13 protein-coding genes are annotated in these 20,473 nt (G+C 61.4%); 9 read left to right on the top strand and 4 right to left on the bottom strand.

All coding sequences use genetic code 11. The features are described from left to right. Positions 1–48 precede the first annotated feature (48 nt). From AB4O08_RS10340 to aceE, 3 genes are all read right to left on the bottom strand, one after another. The gene (locus tag AB4O08_RS10340; protein ID WP_010213691.1) at positions 49–2,742 is read right to left on the bottom strand and encodes a putative bifunctional diguanylate cyclase/phosphodiesterase; all 2,694 of its coding nucleotides are present in this window, start codon (positions 2,740–2,742) and stop codon (positions 49–51) included. 315 nt (positions 2,743–3,057) lie between these two features. Then, entirely contained in the window at positions 3,058–4,704 is a 1,647-nt protein-coding gene (gene aceF / locus AB4O08_RS10335) for a dihydrolipoyllysine-residue acetyltransferase (RefSeq protein ID WP_044286531.1), read from the bottom strand. Positions 4,705–4,714: 10 nt separating this feature from the next. Next, on the bottom strand, positions 4,715–7,360 hold the full coding sequence (aceE, locus tag AB4O08_RS10330) for a pyruvate dehydrogenase (acetyl-transferring), homodimeric type (RefSeq protein WP_010213689.1): 2,646 nt from the start codon (positions 7,358–7,360) through the stop codon (positions 4,715–4,717). 383 nt (positions 7,361–7,743) lie between these two features. Here aceE and glnE point away from each other — a divergent pair, with 383 nt between their 5' ends. The 8 genes from glnE to AB4O08_RS10290 are packed head-to-tail and all read left to right on the top strand — an operon-like array spanning position 7,744 to position 17,684. Beyond that, a complete protein-coding gene (glnE, locus tag AB4O08_RS10325) occupies positions 7,744–10,683 on the top strand; it encodes a bifunctional [glutamate--ammonia ligase]-adenylyl-L-tyrosine phosphorylase/[glutamate--ammonia-ligase] adenylyltransferase (RefSeq protein ID WP_045791369.1) in 2,940 nt (979 codons plus the stop codon). A 54-nt stretch (positions 10,684–10,737) separates the two neighbouring features. After that, entirely contained in the window at positions 10,738–11,772 is a 1,035-nt protein-coding gene (waaF, locus tag AB4O08_RS10320) for a lipopolysaccharide heptosyltransferase II (protein WP_044286536.1), read from the top strand. 1 nt (position 11,773) lies between these two features. Next, positions 11,774–12,835, top strand: coding sequence for a lipopolysaccharide heptosyltransferase I (gene waaC, locus AB4O08_RS10315; protein WP_042571374.1), 1,062 nt, complete (start codon positions 11,774–11,776; stop codon positions 12,833–12,835). Further along, complete coding sequence (locus AB4O08_RS10310; RefSeq protein WP_010213684.1) at positions 12,835–13,959, top strand: glycosyltransferase family 4 protein; 1,125 nt, start codon at positions 12,835–12,837, stop codon at positions 13,957–13,959. The genes waaC and AB4O08_RS10310 overlap by 1 nt, the downstream gene beginning before the upstream one ends. Then, entirely contained in the window at positions 13,956–14,762 is an 807-nt protein-coding gene (rfaP, locus tag AB4O08_RS10305) for a lipopolysaccharide core heptose(I) kinase RfaP (protein WP_010213682.1), read from the top strand. The genes AB4O08_RS10310 and rfaP overlap by 4 nt, the downstream gene beginning before the upstream one ends. Further along, positions 14,762–15,496 (top strand): lipopolysaccharide kinase InaA family protein, encoded by a 735-nt coding sequence (locus AB4O08_RS10300; protein WP_460114848.1) that lies wholly within the window; start codon positions 14,762–14,764, stop codon positions 15,494–15,496. The genes rfaP and AB4O08_RS10300 overlap by 1 nt, the downstream gene beginning before the upstream one ends. Beyond that, positions 15,493–16,245, top strand: coding sequence for a lipopolysaccharide kinase InaA family protein (locus AB4O08_RS10295; RefSeq protein WP_042571376.1), 753 nt, complete (start codon positions 15,493–15,495; stop codon positions 16,243–16,245). Before AB4O08_RS10300 ends, AB4O08_RS10295 begins: the two co-directional genes overlap by 4 nt. After that, the gene (locus AB4O08_RS10290; protein ID WP_460114847.1) at positions 16,245–17,684 is read left to right on the top strand and encodes a lipopolysaccharide kinase InaA family protein; all 1,440 of its coding nucleotides are present in this window, start codon (positions 16,245–16,247) and stop codon (positions 17,682–17,684) included. The genes AB4O08_RS10295 and AB4O08_RS10290 overlap by 1 nt, the downstream gene beginning before the upstream one ends. 118 nt (positions 17,685–17,802) lie before the next feature. On the opposite strand, the gene AB4O08_RS10285 is transcribed toward AB4O08_RS10290, so the two are convergent. Then, the gene (locus AB4O08_RS10285) at positions 17,803–19,902 is read right to left on the bottom strand and encodes a TonB-dependent receptor family protein (protein WP_460114846.1); all 2,100 of its coding nucleotides are present in this window, start codon (positions 19,900–19,902) and stop codon (positions 17,803–17,805) included. 206 nt (positions 19,903–20,108) lie between these two features. Between AB4O08_RS10285 and AB4O08_RS10280 the strand changes: the two genes are divergently transcribed. Continuing rightward, positions 20,109–20,444, top strand: a complete 336-nt coding sequence (locus AB4O08_RS10280) for a YceK/YidQ family lipoprotein (protein WP_010213675.1) — start codon at positions 20,109–20,111, stop codon at positions 20,442–20,444. Positions 20,445–20,473: the final 29 nt, after the last annotated feature.

Below are 20,473 nucleotides of genomic sequence, written 5' to 3'. Positions count from 1 at the left end.
GTTGGGTAAGAATTCAGACAACCAGTGTGCCCGAGTGTTACGGCGCTGTCAGGCGATTGGCCCGCGCGGATAGCGTTTGAGCATCGCCAGCAGCTCTGCCCCAGGGATCGGCCGGTCAAACAGGTAGCCTTGGCCCACATCGCAACGGTGGCGGCGCAGGAACGCCAGTTGTTCGGCGGTCTCGATGCCTTCGGCCACCACCTTGAGCTTAAGGTTGTGGGCCATGGCGATCACCGCGGAGGTGATTTCCATGTCGTCCTGGTTGTCCGGGATTTCGTGGATGAAGCTGCGATCGATCTTGATGATATCGATGGGGAATTTTTTCAAGTAACTCAGCGACGAGTAACCGGTGCCGAAGTCGTCCATGGCCAGGGTCAGGCCAAGGCTCTTCAATTGATCAAGCTGCAGGCGTGTGTCTTCGGTGGCTTCCAGCAGCAGGCCTTCGGTCAGTTCCAGCTCCAGCAGGTTGGCCGGCAGTTGTTCTTCCTTGAGGATGCTGGCAATCGAGGCCACCAGGTCCGGGTCGGAGAACTGTTTGGGTGACAAGTTGATTGCCACCTGCAAGTTGCCCATGCCGCTGGCGCTCAGTTGCTTGCTCATGCGACAGGCCTGGCGGGCGATCCATTTGCCGATGGGGATGATCAGGCCGGTTTCTTCCGCCACGCTGATAAATTGGTCGGGGCGGATCATGCCCTTTTCCGGGTGGTTCCAGCGCAGCAGCGCTTCCATGCCGAGCAGGCGGCCGCTGCGCAGGCACAGCTTGGGCTGGTAGAACACGTCCAGCTCATTCTGGGTGAGGGCGCGGCGCAGGTTGTTCTCCACGAACAGCTTGTAGCTGGCCTCGGCGTTCAGTGCTTCGGTAAACACTTGGACCTGATGCTTGCCGTTGGCCTTGGCCTTGTGCAGGGCGAGGCCGGCGTTGCGCATCAGGGTCTGCGGGTCGCGGCCATGCAGCGGTGCGCAGGCCAGGCCCACGGAGCCGGTGACGCTGATCAGCTGATTGTCGACAAACATCGGTTTGTCGAGCGTCGCCAGCAACTGACTGGCCACCTGCTGGCCGCTCTCCAGGTCGGTGTCGTCGAGCAGCACCGCGAACTCGTTACTGGCAAACCGCGCCAGGCTGCCGCCGGTACTCAGGCTGTTACGCAAGCGGCGCGCCAGGCTGATCAGCAGCTTGTCGCCGGTCTGGTGACCAAGACTGTCGTTGATGCGCTTGAAGTTGTCGATGTCCACCAGCAACAGGCTGATCGGACTGTCACTGTCACGGGCGAAGCGCTCGTCGAGGTTGCGGATGAACGCCGGGCGGTTGCCCAGGTTGGTCAGGTTGTCGGTGTAGGCCAGACGCTCGATGCGCTGCTGGGCCAGCTTGGTCTGGGTGATGTCTTCGTAGATGCCGATGTAGTGGGTCAACTCGCGGTTGTCGCCATACACTTTGGAAATCGACAACTGGCCCCAGTAGGGTTCGAGGTTTTTACGGCGGCTTTTGAATTCACCCTGCCAGCTGTTGCTCTTGGCCAGGCTCGACGGTGCGTCGAACAGCAACTCACTGAGGTTCTCCAGCGCCGGCAACTGGGCCAGGCGGTGGCCGTGGACCTCCTCGGCGCTGTATTGGGTGATCGCGGTAAAGCTTGGGTTGACGTACTCGACCACGCCGTCGCAATTGACCAGCAGAAAGGCGTTGGCGCTTTGTTCCACGGCGCGCTGGAACAGGTGCAGCGCGCTGGTTGCCGTCCGACGGTTGTGGTTGTTGATGACTTGCGCGAACTGATCGGCCAGCTCGCCGGCGAAGGCAATTTCATCGGCTTGCCAGGCGCGGGTGCTACCGCTTTGCTCTAGGCACAGTACGCCCACGACATGGCCGTCGACGCGAATGCTGGCGTCAAGCATGGCGTGGATGTCTTTGTCGCGCAGGCTGTCGGCCATTTCCCGAGTGCGTGGGTCGCGCATCGCGTTGGTGGCGTCGATCGCCCGGCTGCTGTGCAGGGCTTCCAGGTAGTCCGGGAAGCAGCTGGCATCGATGGATTCGGGCAGGTGGTGTTGCCCGTCGGCGCGGTGGTAGGCCGAAATCGGCACCAGGCGCTGGCCTTCGAGGTTCCAGATGCTGGCGCAGTCGATCTGGTAGATGTCACAGGCACTGCGGGTAATCAGCTCGGCGGCTTCTTGCAGCGAATTGGGGGTGGTGTAGCGCTGACGGGCCAGCAGCAGAATCAACTCTTGCTGGGCGCGCACCCGCTCCAGATGCTGCAGTTGTTCCTGTTGGGCGCGCTGGTTGAGCTCCAGGGCGATCTGCAGGCGGCTATTCTGGTTCTCCAGGTCTGCCGTGGGGGCCGCGGTGGGAATCTCGCTGAACAAGCCATCGACCACCATCAGGTAGCCGCGCAGCAGATGGCGATTGTGTTGCTTATAGGCTTCGCCCATTTCCAGCAGGCTCAGCGGCCCGTCGCTGGTGTGCAGGGTATAGCGCACCAGGTAATGAGGGCTCTGGGTCAGTTGCTGCTGGATGGTGTCGTGCAGTTGATAGCGCGCCTGGGGCTCCATCAGGCTGGCGTAAGGCGTGCCGATCAAGGCACACAATTCGACCGCCGAAAGGCCGAATTGGCGTTCGCAATTGGGGTCGAGGTAAAGAAGGGCCCAGCTTGCCTCATTAAGCCGCTCGAAACGCAGCATACCGAGGCGCGAAGGCACCGGTAACTGCGTCACTACCTCGGCCGCCATACGGGCGACATCGGGTTGGCTTTTCATGGGGGAAACTCACTTGAAATTACGCGCACTGCGCCGGGCTCACGCCCTCTTTTCTGCTGCCTGCGGCAAGGTTGCATCATGCGGCGCGGGCTGACAAGAGAGGATGAAGGCTAAGTGCTATAAGGGGGTTATCGGCCGCGAGAGGGATTTCTGCAATCGAGGTGATGGAAGGTGTACAAACCTGTTTTGTGTGTCCAGCTTCCTGCGGGACAACAGGCAAAAAAAGCCCCGCCAAGTGGCGGGGTTGAGGTGCGAGCGTGGCGCTCGAAAATCGTTGCAGCCAGGCCTCCTCGGTGAAGAGGAGGCCATGGCGGCTTACAGCAGGATAGTGCGGATATCGTTCAGCAGTTGGCTCAGACGCTGGGTGAAGCGTGCAGCTGCGGCGCCGTTGATCACGCGGTGATCGTAGGACAGCGACAGTGGCAGCATCAGCTTCGGCTGGAACGCTTTACCGTCCCACACAGGCTGGATGGTTGCCTTGGACACACCCAGGATCGCCACTTCCGGCGCGTTGACGATTGGCGTGAAGCCAGTGCCGCCAATGTGACCGAGGCTGGAGATGGTGAAGCACGCGCCCTGCATGTCGTCCGGGGTGAGCTTCTTGTCGCGGGCCTTGGCAGCCAGTGCAGCGGCTTCGGCAGCGAGTTGCAGCAGGCTCTTCTGGTCAACGTTCTTGATGACCGGCACCAGCAGGCCATCCGGGGTGTCGACCGCGAAACCGATGTGCACGTACTTCTTGCGGATGATCGCCTTGCCGCTTGGAGCCAGCGAAGCGTTGAAGTCCGGCAGTTCCTTGAGCAGGTGCGCGCAGGCCTTGAGCAGCAGTGGCAGCACGGTCAGTTTCACGCCGGCCTTCTCGGCCACGGCTTTCTGCGCAACGCGGAAAGCTTCCAGGTCGGTGATGTCGGCCTGGTCGAACTGAGTCACGTGCGGGATGTTCAGCCAGCTCGCGTGCAGACCGGCCGCGCCGATTTGCATCAGGCGGGTCATCGGCACTTCTTCGATTTCGCCGAAGCGGCTGAAGTCCACGGTACGGATCGGCGGAATGCCCGAACCACCGGTAGCGCCACCAGCAGCCGGCGCTTCCTTGGCCTTCTGCATCATGGCCTTGACGTAAACCTGCACGTCTTCCTTCAGCACGCGACCGTGAGGGCCGGTGGCCGACACAGCGCTCAGCTCAACGCCGAACTCACGGGCCAGTTGACGCACGGCAGGACCGGCGTGAACCTTGGCACCGCTTGGCGCAGGAGCGGCAGCAGCAGGGGCCGGAGCGGCCTCGGCTTTGGCAGCAGGCGCAGGGGTGGCAGCAGCCGGAGCAGCTTCAGCCTTGGCGGCCGGAGCGGCTGCCGGTGCTGGAGCGGCAGCAGGTGCAGCGCCTTGTACTTTCAGCTTGAGGATGAAGTCGCCAGTGCCGACTTCGTCTTCCAGCTTGACCGCGATGCTTTCCACTACGCCGGCAGCCGGCGAAGGGATTTCCATGGAGGCCTTGTCGGACTCCAGGGTGATCAGCGACTGGTCGGCTTCGACGGTGTCGCCGACCTTGACCAGCAGCTCGATGATCTTGGCCTTGCCCGACGAGCCGATGTCTGGGACGTGAATGTCCTGGACGGTGGCGGCGGCAGGTGCAGCGGCCGGGGCTGGAGCAGCCTCGGCAGCAGCAGGCTTTTCAGCAGCAGGGGCGGGTGCAGCAGCGGCAGCAGGCGACGCCGCAGGGGCCGCGTCAGCGGCACCTTCGATTTCCAGTTCCAGCAGTTCGTCGCCTTCTTTCAGGCGATCGCCCAGCTTCACTTTCAGGCTCTTGACCACGCCGGCCTTGGGAGCAGGGATTTCCATGCTCGCCTTGTCCGATTCCAGGGTCAGGATGCTCTGGTCGGCTTCGACGGTGTCGCCGACCTTCACAAACAGCTCGATTACTTCACCTTCACCGCTGCCGATGTCAGGTACGCGAATGAGTTCGCTCACAAAAATCTCCTCAGCAGTCCAGTGGGTTGCGTTTTTCCGGGTTGATCCCGAACTTGACGATAGCGTCTGCTACCACCTTAGGTTCGATCTCACCGCGGTCAGCCAAGGCTTCCAGGGCTGCCAACACCACGAAGTGACGGTCGACTTCGAAGAAGTGACGCAGCTTCTTGCGGCTGTCACTGCGGCCGAAACCGTCGGTGCCCAGGACTTTGAATTCCTTGGACGGGACCCACTGGCGAATTTGTTCAGCAAACAGTTTCATGTAGTCGGTCGAAGCGATCACCGGGCCTTTACGGCCGGTCAGGCACTCTTCAACGAAGGTGCGCTGTGGCTTCTGGCCAGGGTGCAGGCGGTTGTGACGCTCTACGGCCAGGCCATCGCGACGCAGTTCGTTGAAGCTGGTCACGCTCCATACGTCAGCGCCGACGTTGAACTCGTCACGCAGGATCTTAGCCGCTTCACGCACTTCGCGCAGGATGGTGCCGGAGCCCATCAGCTGTACGTGGTGCGCCGCTTCCTTGGTGTCTTCTTCGAGCAGGTACATGCCCTTGATGATGCCTTCCTCGACACCGGCCGGCATGGCTGGCTGCTGGTAGGACTCGTTCATCACGGTGATGTAGTAGAAAACGTCCTGCTGCTCTTCGGTCATCTTCTTCATGCCGTCCTGGATGATCACCGCCAGCTCGTAGCCGTAGGTTGGATCAAAGGTGCGGCAGTTCGGGATGGTGGCAGCCAGGATGTGGCTGTGACCGTCTTCGTGTTGCAGGCCTTCGCCGTTCAGTGTGGTCCGGCCGGCGGTACCGCCGATCAGGAAGCCACGGGTACGGCTGTCGCCTGCTGCCCAAGCCAGGTCGCCGATACGCTGGAAGCCGAACATCGAGTAGAAGATGTAGAACGGCAGCATCGGCTGGTTGTGGCTGGAGTACGAAGTACCGGCAGCGATGAAGGAGCTCATGGCGCCCGCTTCGTTGATACCTTCTTCGAGGATCTGGCCCTTCTTGTCTTCCTTGTAGAACATCACCTGGTCTTTATCGACTGGCTCGTAGAGCTGGCCGACGGAGGAGTAGATGCCCAACTGACGGAACATGCCTTCCATACCGAAGGTACGGGCTTCGTCCGGGATGATCGGTACGATGCGCGGGCCGATGTCCTTGTCCTTGACCAGCTGCGCGAGGATCCGCACGAAGGCCATGGTGGTGGAGATTTCACGGTCGCCCGAGCCGTCGAGGATAGCCTTGAGGGTGCTCAGGTCTGGCGTCGGTACGCTGAAGCTGTTGGCGCGACGCTGAGGCACGAAACCACCCAGTGCGGCGCGGCGCTCAGCCAGGTAACGGGCTTCGGCGCTGTTCGGCTCTGGCTTGAAGAACGGCAGGTTCTCCAGCTCTTCGTCCTTGACCGGGATGTCGAAGCGGTCGCGGAACAACTTCAGACTGTCGACGTCGACTTTCTTGGTGTTGTGCGCAGTGTTCTTCGCTTCGCCGGCACCGGTGCCATAACCCTTGATGGTCTTGGCCAGGATTACGGTTGGTTGTTCTTTATGGTTGACCGCTTCGTGGTAGGCCGCGTAGACCTTGTACGGGTCGTGGCCGCCACGGTTGAGTTTCCAGATCTCGTCGTCGGACAGGTCGGCAACCATCGCCTTGAGTTCAGGCGTGTTGAAGAAGTGTTCACGCACGAACGCGCCGTCTTTGGCTTTGTAGTTCTGGTACTCGCCGTCGATGACTTCGTCCATGCGACGTTGCAGGATACCGTCGACGTCCTTGGCCAGCAGTGGGTCCCAGAAGCGGCCCCAGATGACTTTGGTCACGTTCCACTGAGCACCGCGGAACACGCCTTCAAGTTCCTGGATGATCTTGCCGTTGCCGCGAACCGGGCCGTCGAGGCGCTGCAGGTTGCAGTTGATGACGAAGATCAGGTTGTCCAGCTTCTCGCGGCCGGCCAGGGAGATGGCGCCCAGGGATTCCGGCTCGTCACACTCGCCGTCACCCAGGAAACACCAGACTTTCTGCTTGCCTTCCGGGATGAAGCCACGGGCTTCCAGGTACTTCATGAAACGTGCCTGGTAGATCGCCTGGATTGGGCCCAGACCCATGGATACCGTCGGGAACTGCCAGAAATCAGGCATCAGCCAAGGGTGCGGGTACGACGACAGGCCGTTACCGTCCACTTCCTGGCGGAAGTTGTTCATGTGTTCTTCGCTGATGCGGCCTTCCATGAACGCACGGGCGTAGACGCCTGGCGAGGTGTGGCCCTGGAAGTAGATCAGGTCGCCGCCGTGTTCGTCGGTCGGGGCCTGGAAGAAGTAGTTGAAGCCGATGTCATACAGGGTTGCGCTGGAGGCGAAGCTGGAGATGTGACCGCCCAGGTCCGAATCTTTCAAGTTCGTGCGCATTACCATCGCCATGGCGTTCCAACGTACCAGCGAGCGAATGCGGCGTTCCATGAACAGGTCGCCAGGCATGCGTGCTTCGTGGGTAACAGGAATGGTGTTGCGGTATGGCGTAGTGATGGCGTAAGGCAGTTGCGAGCCGCTGCGGGTCGCGAGTTCGCCCATACGGGTCATCAGGTAGTGAGCACGGTCTTCGCCTTCTTTGTCGAGAACCGATTCCAGGGCGTCCAGCCATTCCTGGGTTTCGACGGGATCGAGGTCTTGCATGGCTTGCTCCAGGGCGGAAAGGCTACCAGAATCGGTTGCCTGAAGTTTGCGACTGGCCTTGTGGGCAGACGACATAAATTCTTGGATGGCCGAAGGTTGCTTCGGCGTCCTGTAGTTTTACTACAAATCGTCGGCCATTTCAGCCTTTCGAATGTATATACGAGTAGTAAAACTACACAAGACTGAGCGTATGGCTCGGTCTGGCTGGTGAGCATAATCGTTATTGTTGATCTTTTGCGAACAAGAAAAGGTGAAAGTTTGATGTTGGCTGCCAAAATGAAATTAATTTCAGCTATTTCTAACCTTTGTTCGACAGTCCTTCATAGAGCGCGGTTCTTACGTTCACACCTACACGCCCTTTACGCGCCGATCAAGGATAGACCATGAGCCTTCCAACACTGGCCGAACTGCCAGCCATTCTCTTGCCAAAAGCCCGGCGGGCCGAGCAGTCATTTTGTGACGCAGTGGCCGCGCTGGACGACGATCATGGACTTTCTGCGTGGACGCCGCAACGGTGGGCCGACTTCGCCCGCGTGTGCGCGGCCAGTGATTTCGTCATTGAACAGAGTGTTCGTGACCCTTTGATGTTGTTGGAGCTGGTGGCCTGGGGCGAGTTGGACCGTGGTTTTGCGCCCGGTGAGTTGTGCGGTCAGATCGCTGGTGCGGTGCAACAAGCCGAAACAGAAGATGAGTTGGGCCGCGTGCTGCGTCGTCAGCGTACGCGCCAGCAAGTGCGCATCATCTGGCGCGACCTGACTCGCCAGGCGGACCTGGTGCAGACCTGCCGCGACCTCTCCGACATGGCTGACGCCAGCATCGACCAGGCCTACCAGTGGCTGTACCAGCGTCATTGCGTTCAGTTCGGCACGCCCACTGGTCGGCGCAGCGGCGAGCCGCAGCAGATGGTGATCCTCGGCATGGGCAAGCTCGGCGCGGTCGAGTTGAACCTGTCGTCGGATATCGACCTGATCTTCGCCTACCCCGAGGGTGGCGAGACCGTTGGCGTCAAGCGCGCCCTGGATAACCAGGAGTTTTTTATCCGTCTTGGTCAAAAGCTGATCAAGGCCCTCGACCCGATGACCGTCGACGGTTTCGTGTTCCGCGTCGATATGCGCCTGCGCCCTTACGGTTCGGCCGGTGCGCTGGTGCTCAGCTTCAACGCGCTGGAGCAGTATTACCAGGACCAGGGCCGTGACTGGGAACGCTACGCCATGATCAAGGCGCGCGTCGTCGCTGGCGACCAGGTTGCCGGTGCGCAGTTGCTGGAAATGTTGCGACCCTTCGTTTATCGCCGCTATCTGGACTTCTCCGCCATCGAAGCGCTGCGCACCATGAAGCAGTTGATCCAGCAGGAGGTGCGGCGCAAAGGCATGGCCGACAACATCAAGCTGGGTTCGGGCGGCATCCGCGAAGTGGAGTTCATCGCCCAGGCCTTCCAACTGATCCACGGCGGTCGTGACTTGAGCTTGCAGCAGCGACCCTTACTCAAGGTGCTCGGCACCCTGGAAGGCCAGGGCTACCTGCCGCCGGCGGTGATCGCCGAATTGCGCAATGGCTACGAATTCCTGCGTTACACCGAGCACGCGATCCAGGCGATTGCCGACCGGCAGACGCAAATGCTTCCGGACAGTCCGGAAGACCAGGCGCGCATTGCCTTTATGCTGGGCTTTGCCGACTGGGCCTCGTTCCACGAGTGCCTGATGTATTGGCGCGGTCGGGTGGACTGGCATTTCCGCCAAGTGATCGCTGATCCTGACGAAGAAGAGGGCGAAGAAAGCGAATTGGTCGTGGGTGGTGAGTGGTTGCCGCTGTGGGAAGAATCCCAAGATGAAGAGGCTGCCTGCCGCCAGTTGGCCGAAGGTGGTTTTGCCGACGCAGCCAAGGCCCTCAAGGCGTTGGCCGGCCTGCGCAACAGCCCGCAACTGCGTGCCATGCAGCGTTTGGGGCGTGAGCGGCTGGATGCGTTCATTCCGCGCCTGTTGGCCCAAGCGGTCGAACACGCCAACCCGGACTTGGTGCTGGAGCGCGTGCTGCCATTGGTCGAAGCCGTCGCCCGGCGTTCCGCTTACCTGGTGTTGCTCACGGAAAACCCCGACGCCCTGCGTCGGCTGTTGACCCTGTGCGCCGCCAGCCCGTGGATCGCCGAGCAGATCACGCGTTTCCCGCTGCTGCTCGACGAGTTGCTCAACGAAGGCCGTCTGTTCAAGCCGCCGCTGGCGCCCGAGTTGGCCGCCGAACTGCGTGAGCGTTTGACGCGCATTCCCGAAGACGACCTTGAGCAACAAATGGAAGCCCTGCGTCACTTCAAGCTGGCCCACCGCCTGCGCGTGGCCGCCTCGGAAATCGCCGGCAGCCTGCCGCTGATGAAAGTCAGTGACTACCTCACCTGGCTCGCCGAGGCGATCCTTGAACAAGTGCTGGCCCTGGCCTGGCGCCAGACTGTCGCGCGCCACGGCTCGCCGCAGCGCTTGGACGGCACCCTGTGCGATCCTGGGTTCATCATTGTCGGTTATGGGAAAGTCGGTGGGATCGAACTGGGGCATGGTTCGGACCTGGATTTGGTGTTTATCCACGATGGCGATCCGCAGGCGGAAACCGATGGCGCCAAGCCGATCGACGGTGCGCAGTTTTTCACACGCCTGGGCCAGCGCATCATCCATCTGCTGACCACGCAGACCAACTCCGGCCAGTTGTATGAGGTGGATATGCGGCTGCGACCTTCCGGCGCGTCCGGGCTGTTGGTCAGTTCGCTGGGCGCATTTGCGCGTTATCAACAAAATGAAGCCTGGACTTGGGAGCATCAGGCCTTGATCCGCGCTCGGGTGCTGGTCGGCAGCCAGGATGTGGGTCAGGCATTCGAGCAGGTACGGGCTAACGTGTTGGGGCAGGCGCGGGACCTGACGAAGCTGCGCCAGGAGGTCAGCGAGATGCGCGCCAAGATGCGTGACAACCTGGGCACCAAGACCACGGCGGCCGGCACCGGCGCCAATGCCTTTGAGGCCACGGCGGCGTTCGACCTCAAGCAGGACGCCGGAGGTATCGTCGATATTGAATTTATGGTGCAATACGCGGCTTTGGCGTGGTCTGCGCAACATCCATCGTTGCTGCGCTATACCGACAATATCCGCATTCTGGAAGGCCTGGAGCAGGTGGGTTTGATGCCCGCCGCCGATGCCCATCTGCTGCGCGAGGTGTATAAGGCCTACCGTTCGGCTGCGCATCGCCAGGCCTTGCAAAATGAGGCCGGTACGGTGGCCGGGGATCAGTTCGCCGACGAACGGCGCCAGGTGATGCGTATCTGGCAGGAGCTGGGGTTGAGCTGAAACACTATTAGGGCGGGGAGGCATAAGCCTCCCCGCATCGTTTGTGGAAACTACATGAATATTCTGATCGTTGGGCCCAGTTGGGTCGGTGACATGGTGATGGCGCAGACACTGTTTCAGTGTCTGCGCATGCGCTACCCGGACTGCCAGATTGACGTGCTCGCCCCTGAGTGGAGCCGGCCGATCCTCGAACGCATGCCCGAAGTGCGCAAGGCCTTGAGCTTCCCGCTCGGCCATGGCGCCCTGGAGCTGGCGACCCGCCGTCGTATCGGTAAATCCCTGGCGGGCGAATACGACCAGGCGATCCTGTTGCCCAACTCACTCAAATCGGCGTTGGTGCCGTATTTCGCCGGTATTCCCAAGCGCACCGGCTGGCGTGGCGAGTTCCGCTACGTGCTGCTCAACGACGTGCGTACGCTAGACAAGGCCCGCTACCCGCTGATGATCGAGCGCTTCATGGCCCTGGCTTACGAGCCGGGGGCCGAGTTGCCCACGCCGTATCCGCGTCCGAGCCTGCAGATTGACCCCGTGAGCCGTGATGCCGCCCTGGCCAAGTTCGGCCTGACGCTGGACCGTCCGGTCCTGGCGCTGTGCCCTGGGGCCGAATTTGGCGAGTCCAAGCGCTGGCCGTCGGAGCACTACGCCAAGGTCGCCGAAGCCAAGATCCGTGAAGGCTGGCAGGTCTGGCTGTTTGGTTCGAAGAAGGACCATCCGGTGGGTGAGGACATTCGCCAGCGGCTGATTCCTGGCCTGCGTGAAGAGGCGGTCAACCTCAGTGGTGACACGTCCCTGGCCGAAGCCATCGACCTGCTGTCCTGCGCCGATTCGGTGGTGTCCAACGACTCCGGCCTGATGCACGTCGCCGCCGCGCTGAACCGCCCGCTGGTGGCGGTGTACGGCTCCACATCGCCGGGTTTCACCCCGCCGTTGGCCGACAAGGTCGAAGTGGTGCGCCTGGGCCTGGAATGCAGCCCGTGTTTTGATCGCACCTGCCGTTTTGGTCACTACAACTGCATGCGCCAGTTGCTGCCGCAGCCGGTGAACGAAGCCTTGCAGCGGTTGCAGGGCTCTGCGGTCGAGGTCCGATAGTTTGCGCGTACTGGTAATCAAGACCTCATCCCTGGGCGACGTGATTCATGCCTTGCCGGCCCTGACCGATGCAGCGCGGGCGATCCCGGGCATTCGATTCGACTGGGTGGTGGAAGAAGGCTTCGCCGAGATTCCCACTTGGCACCCTGCGGTGGACAAAGTGATCCCGGTAGCGATCCGCCGCTGGCGCAAGAACATCTGGCAGACCATCAAAAGTGGCGAATGGCGGCGTTTCAAGCAGCAAGTCCAGTCGACCAAATATGACTTGGTGATCGATGCCCAGGGCCTGCTGAAAAGCGCCTGGCTGACCCGTTACGTGCGCGCGCCAATCGCCGGTTTCGACAAGAATTCCGCGCGCGAGCCGATGGCTGCACGTTTCTACTCCCGACGCCTCGCCGTGGCGCGTGGGCAACACGCGGTGGAGCGTCTGCGCCAGTTATTCGCCGTGGCGCTCGGTTATGACTTGCCCAAAGGTCTGGGCGACTACGGCCTGAGCACTGAAAAGCTCCTGGGCCTGCCGCCGAAGAAACCTTTTGTGCTGCTGCTGCATGGCACCACCTGGGACACCAAGCACTGGCCCGAAGCCTACTGGCGCGAGCTGGCCGAGCGCATGGGGCGCCTGGGTGTGGAGGTGAAATTGCCTTGGGGCAACGCCGCCGAAAAAGCCCGCGCCGAACGCCTGGCCCAAGGCCTGCAACACGCCGAAGTGCTGCCCAAATTGAACCTGGCCGGCGTCGCTCGCGTACTGGCCAGCGCCCGCGCCTGCGTGGCGGTGGACACTGGTCTCGGCCACCTGGCCGCCGCGCTGGATGTACCGACCATTTCCCTGTTCGGCCCGACTAACCCCGGCCTCACCGGCGCCTATGGCAAGGGCCAGATTCACCTGGCCAGCGACTTCCCCTGCGCGCCGTGCCTGCAAAAGCAATGTACCTATCAACCGACGGCCGACGACCTGCGTCGGTTCGACATCAAGCGCGAGTCGCCCCTGTGCTTCACGCGCCTGAACCCTGAGCGTGTGGCAAGCCGACTGAGCACGTTGTTATTGGCTGAGGAGCTGCACTGATGCAACTGGCTTTTGTGCTGTACAAGTATTTCCCCTTCGGTGGCCTGCAGCGCGACTTCATGCGCATCGCCCTGGAGTGCCAGCAGCGCGGCCACCAGATTCGTGTCTATACGCTGATCTGGGAGGGCGACATCCCGCCCGGTTTCGAAGTGCTGGTGGCGCCGGTCAAGGCGTTCTTCAACCATCGGCGCAATGAGAAACTCAGCGCATGGATGGAGGCCGACCTGGCCAAGCGCCCCGTGGACCGTCTGATCGGCTTCAACAAAATGCCCGGCCTGGATGTGTACTACGCCGCCGACGGCTGCTTTGAAGACAAGGCACAGAACCTGCGCCACTCGCTGTACCGCTATTTTGGTCGCTACAAGCACTTTGCCGACTACGAGCGTGCAGTGTTCGCCAAGGACGCCAAGACTGAAGTCCTGATGATCTCCGAAGTGCAGCAGCCGTTGTTCATCAAGCATTACGACACGCCGCTGGAACGCTTCCACCTGCTGCCGCCGGGCATTGCCCAGGACCGCCGCGCACCGCCGAATGCCGCCGAGATTCGCGAGGGTTTCCGCCAGGAGTTCAACCTGGGCGATGACGATTTGCTGCTGGTGCAAATCGGCTCGGGCTTCAAGACCAAGGGCGTCGACCGCAGCCTCAAGGCCGTGGCCGCATTGCCGTCTGAGCTGAAAAAACGCACGCGCCTGTTTGTAATCGGCCAGGACGACCCCAAGGTATTCCAACTGCAAAGCGCGACGCTGGGGCTGGGGGACAATGTGCAGTTTCTCAAGGGCCGCAGCGATATCCCGCGTTTCCTGCTGGGCGCCGACCTGTTGATCCATCCGGCGTACAACGAAAATACCGGCACCGTATTGCTTGAGGCCCTGGTGGCCGGGCTGCCGGTGTTGGTCTCGGCCGTGTGTGGGTATGCTCACTACATCGCTGAAGCTGACAGCGGCCTGGTGCTGGATGAGCCGTTTGAACAAACGCAGCTCAACACGTACCTGGCGAAGATGCTCACCGACACTGCACAGCGCGCGGCCTGGAGCCGCAATGGTTTGGCCTTCGCTGAGACGGCCGACCTTTACAGCATGCCGCAGCACGCTGCGGATGTGATCCTGGCGGAGCCAAAACGATGAAGTTGATTCTTGCCGAACCGTTCAAGACGTTATGGGCCGGGCTTGATGCCTTTGCCGAAGTCGAGAAACTGCAAGGCGAAGTATTCCGTGAGCTGGCGGCGCGTCGCACCCTGCGTACCGTGGTGGATGGCCGTCCGTATTTCGTCAAGATCCACCGTGGCATTGGCTGGGGCGAGATCTTCAAGAACCTGATCACCGCCAAGCTGCCGGTGCTGGGCGCGGGCCTTGAGTGGGCGGCGATTCATCGCCTGCAGGAACTCGGCGTGCCAACCATGACCGGCGTCGCCTTCGGCGAAAAGGGCAGCAACCCGGCAGACCAGCACTCGTTCATCATCACCGAAGAGCTGGCGCCGACCCTCAGCCTGGAAGATGTGACTATCAATTGGGTTGCCGAGCCTCCGGCGCCTGCGCTGCGTCACGCCCTCACGGCGGAGCTTGCTCGCATGGTCGGCGACATGCACCGTGGTGGCGTGAACCACCGCGACTGCTACCTGTGCCACTTCCTGCTGGACACTGCCAAACCCATCGATGCGAAGAACATCAAGCTGTCGGTGATCGACCTGCACCGCGCCCAACTGCGTGCGCACTTGCCGTTGCGCTGGCGCGACAAGGACCTCTCCGCGCTGTATTACTCGGCGCTGGAAATCGGCCTGACCCGTCGCGACAAACTGCGCTTTCTCAAGGGTTACTTCCGCCAGCCGCTGCGCCAGATCCTGGCCGAGCACTCGGCGTCGTTGAGCCTGATGCAACGCAAGGCCGACAAGCTGTATGCACGCAAACAGCGCCTCGGGGATGCAATCTGATGGCGGGTTGGAACCTGGAACCCGGTTACGCCCACCTGGCGGATGATTTTGGCAGCCTCGAAGCGGTGTTCGCCCTGCAGGGCGAGCGGCTGACCCGTGATCCGCTGTCGGAAGTGATCCGTGTGGAGCGGGGCGGGGTGAATTACTACGTCAAGCGCTACACCGGTGCGGGCAAGGGGTTGCGGCGTTACCTGGGCAAGCCTCGGGTCAAGTCCGAATGGCAGAACCTCAAGCGATTCGCCAAATGGGGCATCCCCACCGCCGATGTGGTCGCCTGGGGGCTGGAGCGCAAAGGCCTGGCCTACGACCGTGGGGCGATGATCACCCGCGAGTTGCCGAAGACCGAAGACCTTTCGGTACTGGCCGAGCGCAATGATGCGCGCCTGCACGACCCGAAGTGGGTCAACGCGGTGAGTCGCCAACTCGCCGAGTACACGCGCACCATGCACGAACATTGCTTTACCCATAACGATTTGAAGTGGCGCAACCTGCTGATCGATGATCAGGCCACCCTGTACCTGATCGATTGCCCCAATGGTGATTTCTGGCGCGGGTTCTGGCTCAAGTACCGCATCACCAAAGACCTGGCGTGCCTGGACAAGGTGGCCAAGTATCACCTGTCTGCCACCCAGCGCCTGCGGTTCTACATACAGTACCGTCAGTGCCGGCACCTGAGTGCGTCGGATAAAGAGCGGATTCGCCACGTGGTGAAGTTTTTCGAGGGACGCGAATGAGTGATTTCCTGGCGGTTGAAGACCGTGCGCTGCTGGAGCGCCACGGCCTATCGACGTTCGACGCCTTGTGGGCCAAACAACTGGACGCGGTGGATGAACCCAATACCAGTCGCGGAGGTTGGAGCAGCGTGTTTCGCCTTGAACTCGATGGCCAGGGTTACTACCTCAAGCGCCAGAGCAATTACCTGACGCGCAGCTTGCACCGTCCTTTCGGCGAGCCGAGTTTCTCGCGTGAATTCCGCAATATCAGCCGTTACCGCAAGCTTGGCATTCCGGCCTTGCAAGCGGCGTTCTACGGCGAGCGCAAAGTCGATGGCGAACACCGCGCGATGCTGCTCACCCGCGCCCTGGACGGCTGGAATGACTTGGATTCGTTGCTGGAACAATGGGCGCAACTGAGCGACGCCCAGCACCGTGCGATCCTGCTGGCTTGCGGTCAGCTTGCTCGTCGGTTGCACAGCGTTGGCCAAGTGCATGGCTGTTTCTATCCCAAGCATATTTTCCTGCAGGCCACCGGCGACGGGTATGCCGCGCAGTTGATCGACCTGGAGAAAACCCGCCCGTTGCTGTTCGGCTGGCGTGATCGGGTCAAGGATCTGGAGCCGCTGTTGCGTCGTGCGCCGCAGTGGTCTGATGAGCAAGTGCGCCAATTGCTGGCCGCCTATCTCGACCAGTCGGAAGACAGCGCGCTGGTCGGCACCTGGTTGCAGAAGTTGACCGCCCGCCGCAGCCACAAGGAAAACCGTTGATGCGTTTGTCCGAGCTGAAAACCGCCGGCCGTACCCCGGACTTGCCCCTGGCCCTCGAACTGGCCGATGCGGCGGGCCCTGGTCAGTTGCAACTGCTGAGCCTGTTGCGCGTGTTGCCAGGCGAGCGCTATGTGGGCGCGGCCGTCTGGCGTGGCCGTCCGGTGTTGGCCAAGTTACTGGTGGGCAGCAAGGCAGCACGGCACTTTCAGCGTGAGCTCAGCGGCGTGCGCCTGTTGGCCGAGCAGGGGCTGACCACACCGTTGTTGCTGGCGGACGGCTTGCAGGAAGGCGAGGGCGGCTGGTTGCTATTCGAATTCATCGAGGGCGCCGAAAGCCTGGCCGATGCCTGGCAGGCTGTCGAACACTTGCCGCCGCTGGCCGATGAGCAAACCGCGGTGCTCGCCGAAGCGCTGGGCGCGATTGCGCAGATGCACACCCAAGGCCTGTGGCAGGAAGACCTGCACCTGGACAACCTGCTGCGCAAGGACGGCAAGCTGTACCTGATTGATGGCGCCGGCATTCGCGTCGAAGAGGCTGGCAAGCCACTGTCGCGTAACCGCGTGCTGGAAAACCTCGGGGTGTTTTTCGCCCAGTTGCCGAAAAATCTCGAACCGTTCACCGAAGAACTGCTGGTGTACTACCTGCTGAGCAATGGCGAACACGCCCTGCCGTTGGAAGCCTTGGAGAAGCAGGTGCGCAAGGTCAGCGCCTGGCGCCTCAAGGACTTTTTGAACAAGGTCGGCCGCGAGTGCACGTTGTTCAGCGTGGTACGTGGCGCTTTTGCCTCGCGCGCCATTCGCCGCGAAGAAGAGCGTGCCATGCTGCCGGTGCTGGAGCAGGCCGATTCGCTGCTGGATAAGGGCCACCTGTATAAAACCGGTGGTGCCGCCAGCGTGGCCAAGGTCGACGTGGCTGGCCGGCAGTTGGTGATCAAGCGCTACAACATCAAGGGCTTTGCGCATTGGCTCAAGCGCTTCTGGCGTCCGAGCCGCGCCTGGCATTCCTGGCGTGAAGGCAACCGCCTGGCGTTCCTCGGTATTGCCACGCCCAAGCCGCTGGCGGTGCTGGAAAAACGCTTCTTCTGGCTGCGTAGCCGTGCGTACCTGATCACCGAGTACCTGCCGGGGCCGGACATCATCGAACGCTTCGCGCCGTACGTTGAAAACGGTGACGCACCGGAAAGCGAACTGCAGGCGCTGGATCACCTGTTCGCTGAACTGATCCGCGAGCGCATCAGCCATGGCGATTTCAAGGGGCATAACCTGTTCTGGGACGAGGATCGCTGGTCGCTGATCGACCTGGATGCCATGTGCCAACACGCCTCCGACGCCAGCTTTGCCTCAGCGTATGCCAAGGATCGTGCGCGGTTTATGCGTAACTGGCCGTCGGAGAGTGCGTTGTACAAACTCATCGATCAGCGCTTGCCAGCTCAGGTCTGATCGCGGTCAAAATGTGGGAGCGGGCTTGCCCGCGAATAGGGTGTGTCAGTTAGTACATGTGTTGCTGACCTAACGCATTCGCAGGCAAGCCAGCTCCCACATGAGCCTTGTGGTGGTTTTAGAACTGGTACTCGGCACCAGCACCGGCGTACCACGAGCGGCCAGGAGCGGCTTCGTAGTAACGGTTGTTGCCATCGCCGACGATCACCGAGCCGACGTACTGGCGGTCGAGCAAGTTGTCCAGACGCAGGGTCTGGTGGAAGGTCCAGTGTTCGACTTTCTGCTCAAAACGTGCGCGCCAGTTAAAGACGCTGTAGGCCGGCGCGGCACGTTGGCTGTTGGTGTCTTCGACATAGACCTTGCTGCGGTACAGGCCTTCGATGGCGGTGCTGACCCAGTCCCGGGGTTTCCAGTTCAGCTCGGCGAACAGCGTGGTTTGCGGCACGCCGGGCAGGTAGTTGCCCTTGTCGACGGCGGTGCTGCCGCCGCTGACGAAGTCGCTGTCGTAGGTGGCTTGCAGGCGGGTGTAGGCGAGGTTGGTGGTCCAGTGGTCGCTGAGTTGGCTTTCGATGCCCAGTTCGAAGCCGCGGCGCAGGGTGCGGCCGGCGTTTTGATAAGTCGTACGGCCGCCGCTGGATTGCTGTACCACCAACTCGTCTTCGGTCGTGATCTGGAATACGGCGGCGTTGATGCGTGTGTCCTGGCCGACGCGTGCTTTCAGGCCCACCTCATACTGCGTGCTGACCGAAGGCTTGAGCGCGAAGTTGAAGCCGTTTGAGTTGCCGGAATATGCCGATTCAGCTTGCGTCGGGGTTTCAAAGCCTTTGCCAGCGCTGACGTAGCCATGCAAGTCAGGTGTGAAGGCGTACATGATGCTGACTGACGGTGTGTTCTTCTGGTAAGTCTTGCTGCCGCTGTCGTTGCCGTCGCTGAGGAAGTGGTCGTTTACTTTCATTTCCATGGTGCTGTGGCGTAGGCCTGCTTGCAGCGTCCAGTCACCGAGTAACCAGTTGGCTTGCACGAATGGGTCAAGGCTGGTGGCGGTGTCGATTTCGTCACGGCCAAGAGCGCCTTTTACGCCGTGAACGCCATTGACGGTGTTGGAATAGCCTTGGCGATCGTCCTGGCTGCGGTCGTAGTCGACGCCGGCGATCAGGGTCAGGTCGCCCGAAACGCTGGTGATAGGTTGCAACCAGTGGACGGAACCGCCGTAGAACTTCCGGTCGAACGCCACCACTCCGCCGCGCGCATTGGCAGGGTTGGTCACGCCGCTGGCGAACTTGTCAGGGATCGACAGATACTGAATCACACTCCGCCGCCCCGTATACGCATTCACCTGCAACGTCGCATCGCCGAGGTAGCGCTCGTAATTCATGCCCAATTGCTGATGGTCGATACTTTTTCGCGTGTTGTAGGTCAGTGCATTGGCACTTACCGAACGCGGATCGGCCTTATACCCTGCCCAAGTCTGGCCGAGTGGGTCCTGCGTGCCGTTCTGTTCCAGGCTGCTGTAAATCAGGGCGAGTTTGCTGTCGTCATCCGGCTGGAAGTTGAGCTTGGCAAAGGTCTGGTCGCGTCGCGCACTGCTGTGGTCGCGGTAACCATTGGTGTCCATGCGCGAGGCGTCGAGCACGAAGCCGGCACCGTTGGCGGCGCCTTCAGCAGTCAGGTGGTTTTTGTTCAGTCCGTCGCTGCCAACCAGGGTTTCGGCGCCGATGCGCGGTGGGCCTTCGCCGTCGCGGGAGAACATCTGGATCACGCCGCCGGCATTGCTGCCATACAGAGTGGCGGCAGGGCCGCGCAGCACTTCAATGCGTTCGGCTGTATCGAGGTTGAACGTGGCCGCCTGACCCTGGCCGTCCGGGGTGCTGGCGGGAATACCGTCGGCAATCAGCTTGATACCGCGCACGCCGAATGCCGAACGGGCGCCGAAGCCACGGGAGGAGATCTGCAGGTCCTGGGCATAGTTCTGGCGGTTCTGCACTACCAGGCCGGGCACGCGGGACAGGGCTTCGGAGGCGTTGATGCCGAGCTGGCCGTCACTGATTTGTTCGCGGCTGACGCCGTCCACCGAGTAAGGCAGGTCGAACGTCGGGCTGGCGCTGCGCGAACCGGTGACGACGCTGGGGTCGAGGGTCAACGAGCCGTCATCGGCCAGTGCGCTGGAGCACAGGCCCAGCAGTAACAGGGCAAGGCGAGTGGGGGCGGTTGTGTTCATGGAAAGGCCGGGTCCGTGGCGCAACGCGTCAGTAAGTGGCGTAGGCGCAAAAAAAAGCGCGAGTTTAACGGCTACCTCCCTCGTTTACCGAATTTCTGACACGTCAGGGATATGGGAAGGTTCCTACGCATATTAACGTTGTCGGGAGGCTGTGAAGGGCGGTGTGCGATGGTAGGTTTTTGGTCCCTCTACAGGATGAGCGACTTATGAAACCTAACGTTGCAGGGTTATTGGCATTGCTGGGTGTATGTTTGATAGTGGCCGGTTGCGGCACAATGACCACGGTGCTGCGTGAAGACCGTGTCACGGTCCAGTCGCTCAAAGCGAAAAAAACCTACTGCCAGTCGGTTCCGCGTGTCTACAGCGGCGTGTCTTATGATTTGTGCGTGCTGCATGCACCCCCCAGCTCAGGAAGTGGGCTTTCCTTGAACGATGTTCCATGGCCTTATCTCGATGTGGCTGTATCCGCTGTCCTGGATACACTCTTCTTGCCCTATACCGTCTACCGGCAGAGTGCCGACGGCAGTATTGAGCTTCGCTAGCCGCTTGCCGCTAACAGTTTCCTGCTGCT

It is taken from the genome of Pseudomonas sp. H3_E07 (assembly GCF_054668895.1).
Note: the sequence above shows the minus strand (reverse complement) of the source record. Positions and strands in the feature narration are given on the sequence as shown.

What these genes read in the sequence shown, in the direction of transcription:
- AB4O08_RS10340 (WP_010213691.1), bottom strand. Translation starts at nt 2,742, where the DNA reads ATGAAAAGCCAACCCGATGTCGCCCGTATGGCGGCCGAGGTAGTGACG.
- glnE (WP_045791369.1), top strand. Translation starts at nt 7,744, where the DNA reads ATGAGCCTTCCAACACTGGCCGAACTGCCAGCCATTCTCTTGCCAAAA.
- AB4O08_RS10290 (WP_460114847.1), top strand. Translation starts at nt 16,245, where the DNA reads ATGCGTTTGTCCGAGCTGAAAACCGCCGGCCGTACCCCGGACTTGCCC.
- rfaP (WP_010213682.1), top strand. Translation starts at nt 13,956, where the DNA reads ATGAAGTTGATTCTTGCCGAACCGTTCAAGACGTTATGGGCCGGGCTT.
- AB4O08_RS10300 (WP_460114848.1), top strand. Translation starts at nt 14,762, where the DNA reads ATGGCGGGTTGGAACCTGGAACCCGGTTACGCCCACCTGGCGGATGAT.
- AB4O08_RS10280 (WP_010213675.1), top strand. Translation starts at nt 20,109, where the DNA reads ATGAAACCTAACGTTGCAGGGTTATTGGCATTGCTGGGTGTATGTTTG.
- waaF (WP_044286536.1), top strand. Translation starts at nt 10,738, where the DNA reads ATGAATATTCTGATCGTTGGGCCCAGTTGGGTCGGTGACATGGTGATG.
- AB4O08_RS10310 (WP_010213684.1), top strand. Translation starts at nt 12,835, where the DNA reads ATGCAACTGGCTTTTGTGCTGTACAAGTATTTCCCCTTCGGTGGCCTG.
- AB4O08_RS10285 (WP_460114846.1), bottom strand. Translation starts at nt 19,902, where the DNA reads ATGAACACAACCGCCCCCACTCGCCTTGCCCTGTTACTGCTGGGCCTG.
- aceE (WP_010213689.1), bottom strand. Translation starts at nt 7,360, where the DNA reads ATGCAAGACCTCGATCCCGTCGAAACCCAGGAATGGCTGGACGCCCTG.
- AB4O08_RS10295 (WP_042571376.1), top strand. Translation starts at nt 15,493, where the DNA reads ATGAGTGATTTCCTGGCGGTTGAAGACCGTGCGCTGCTGGAGCGCCAC.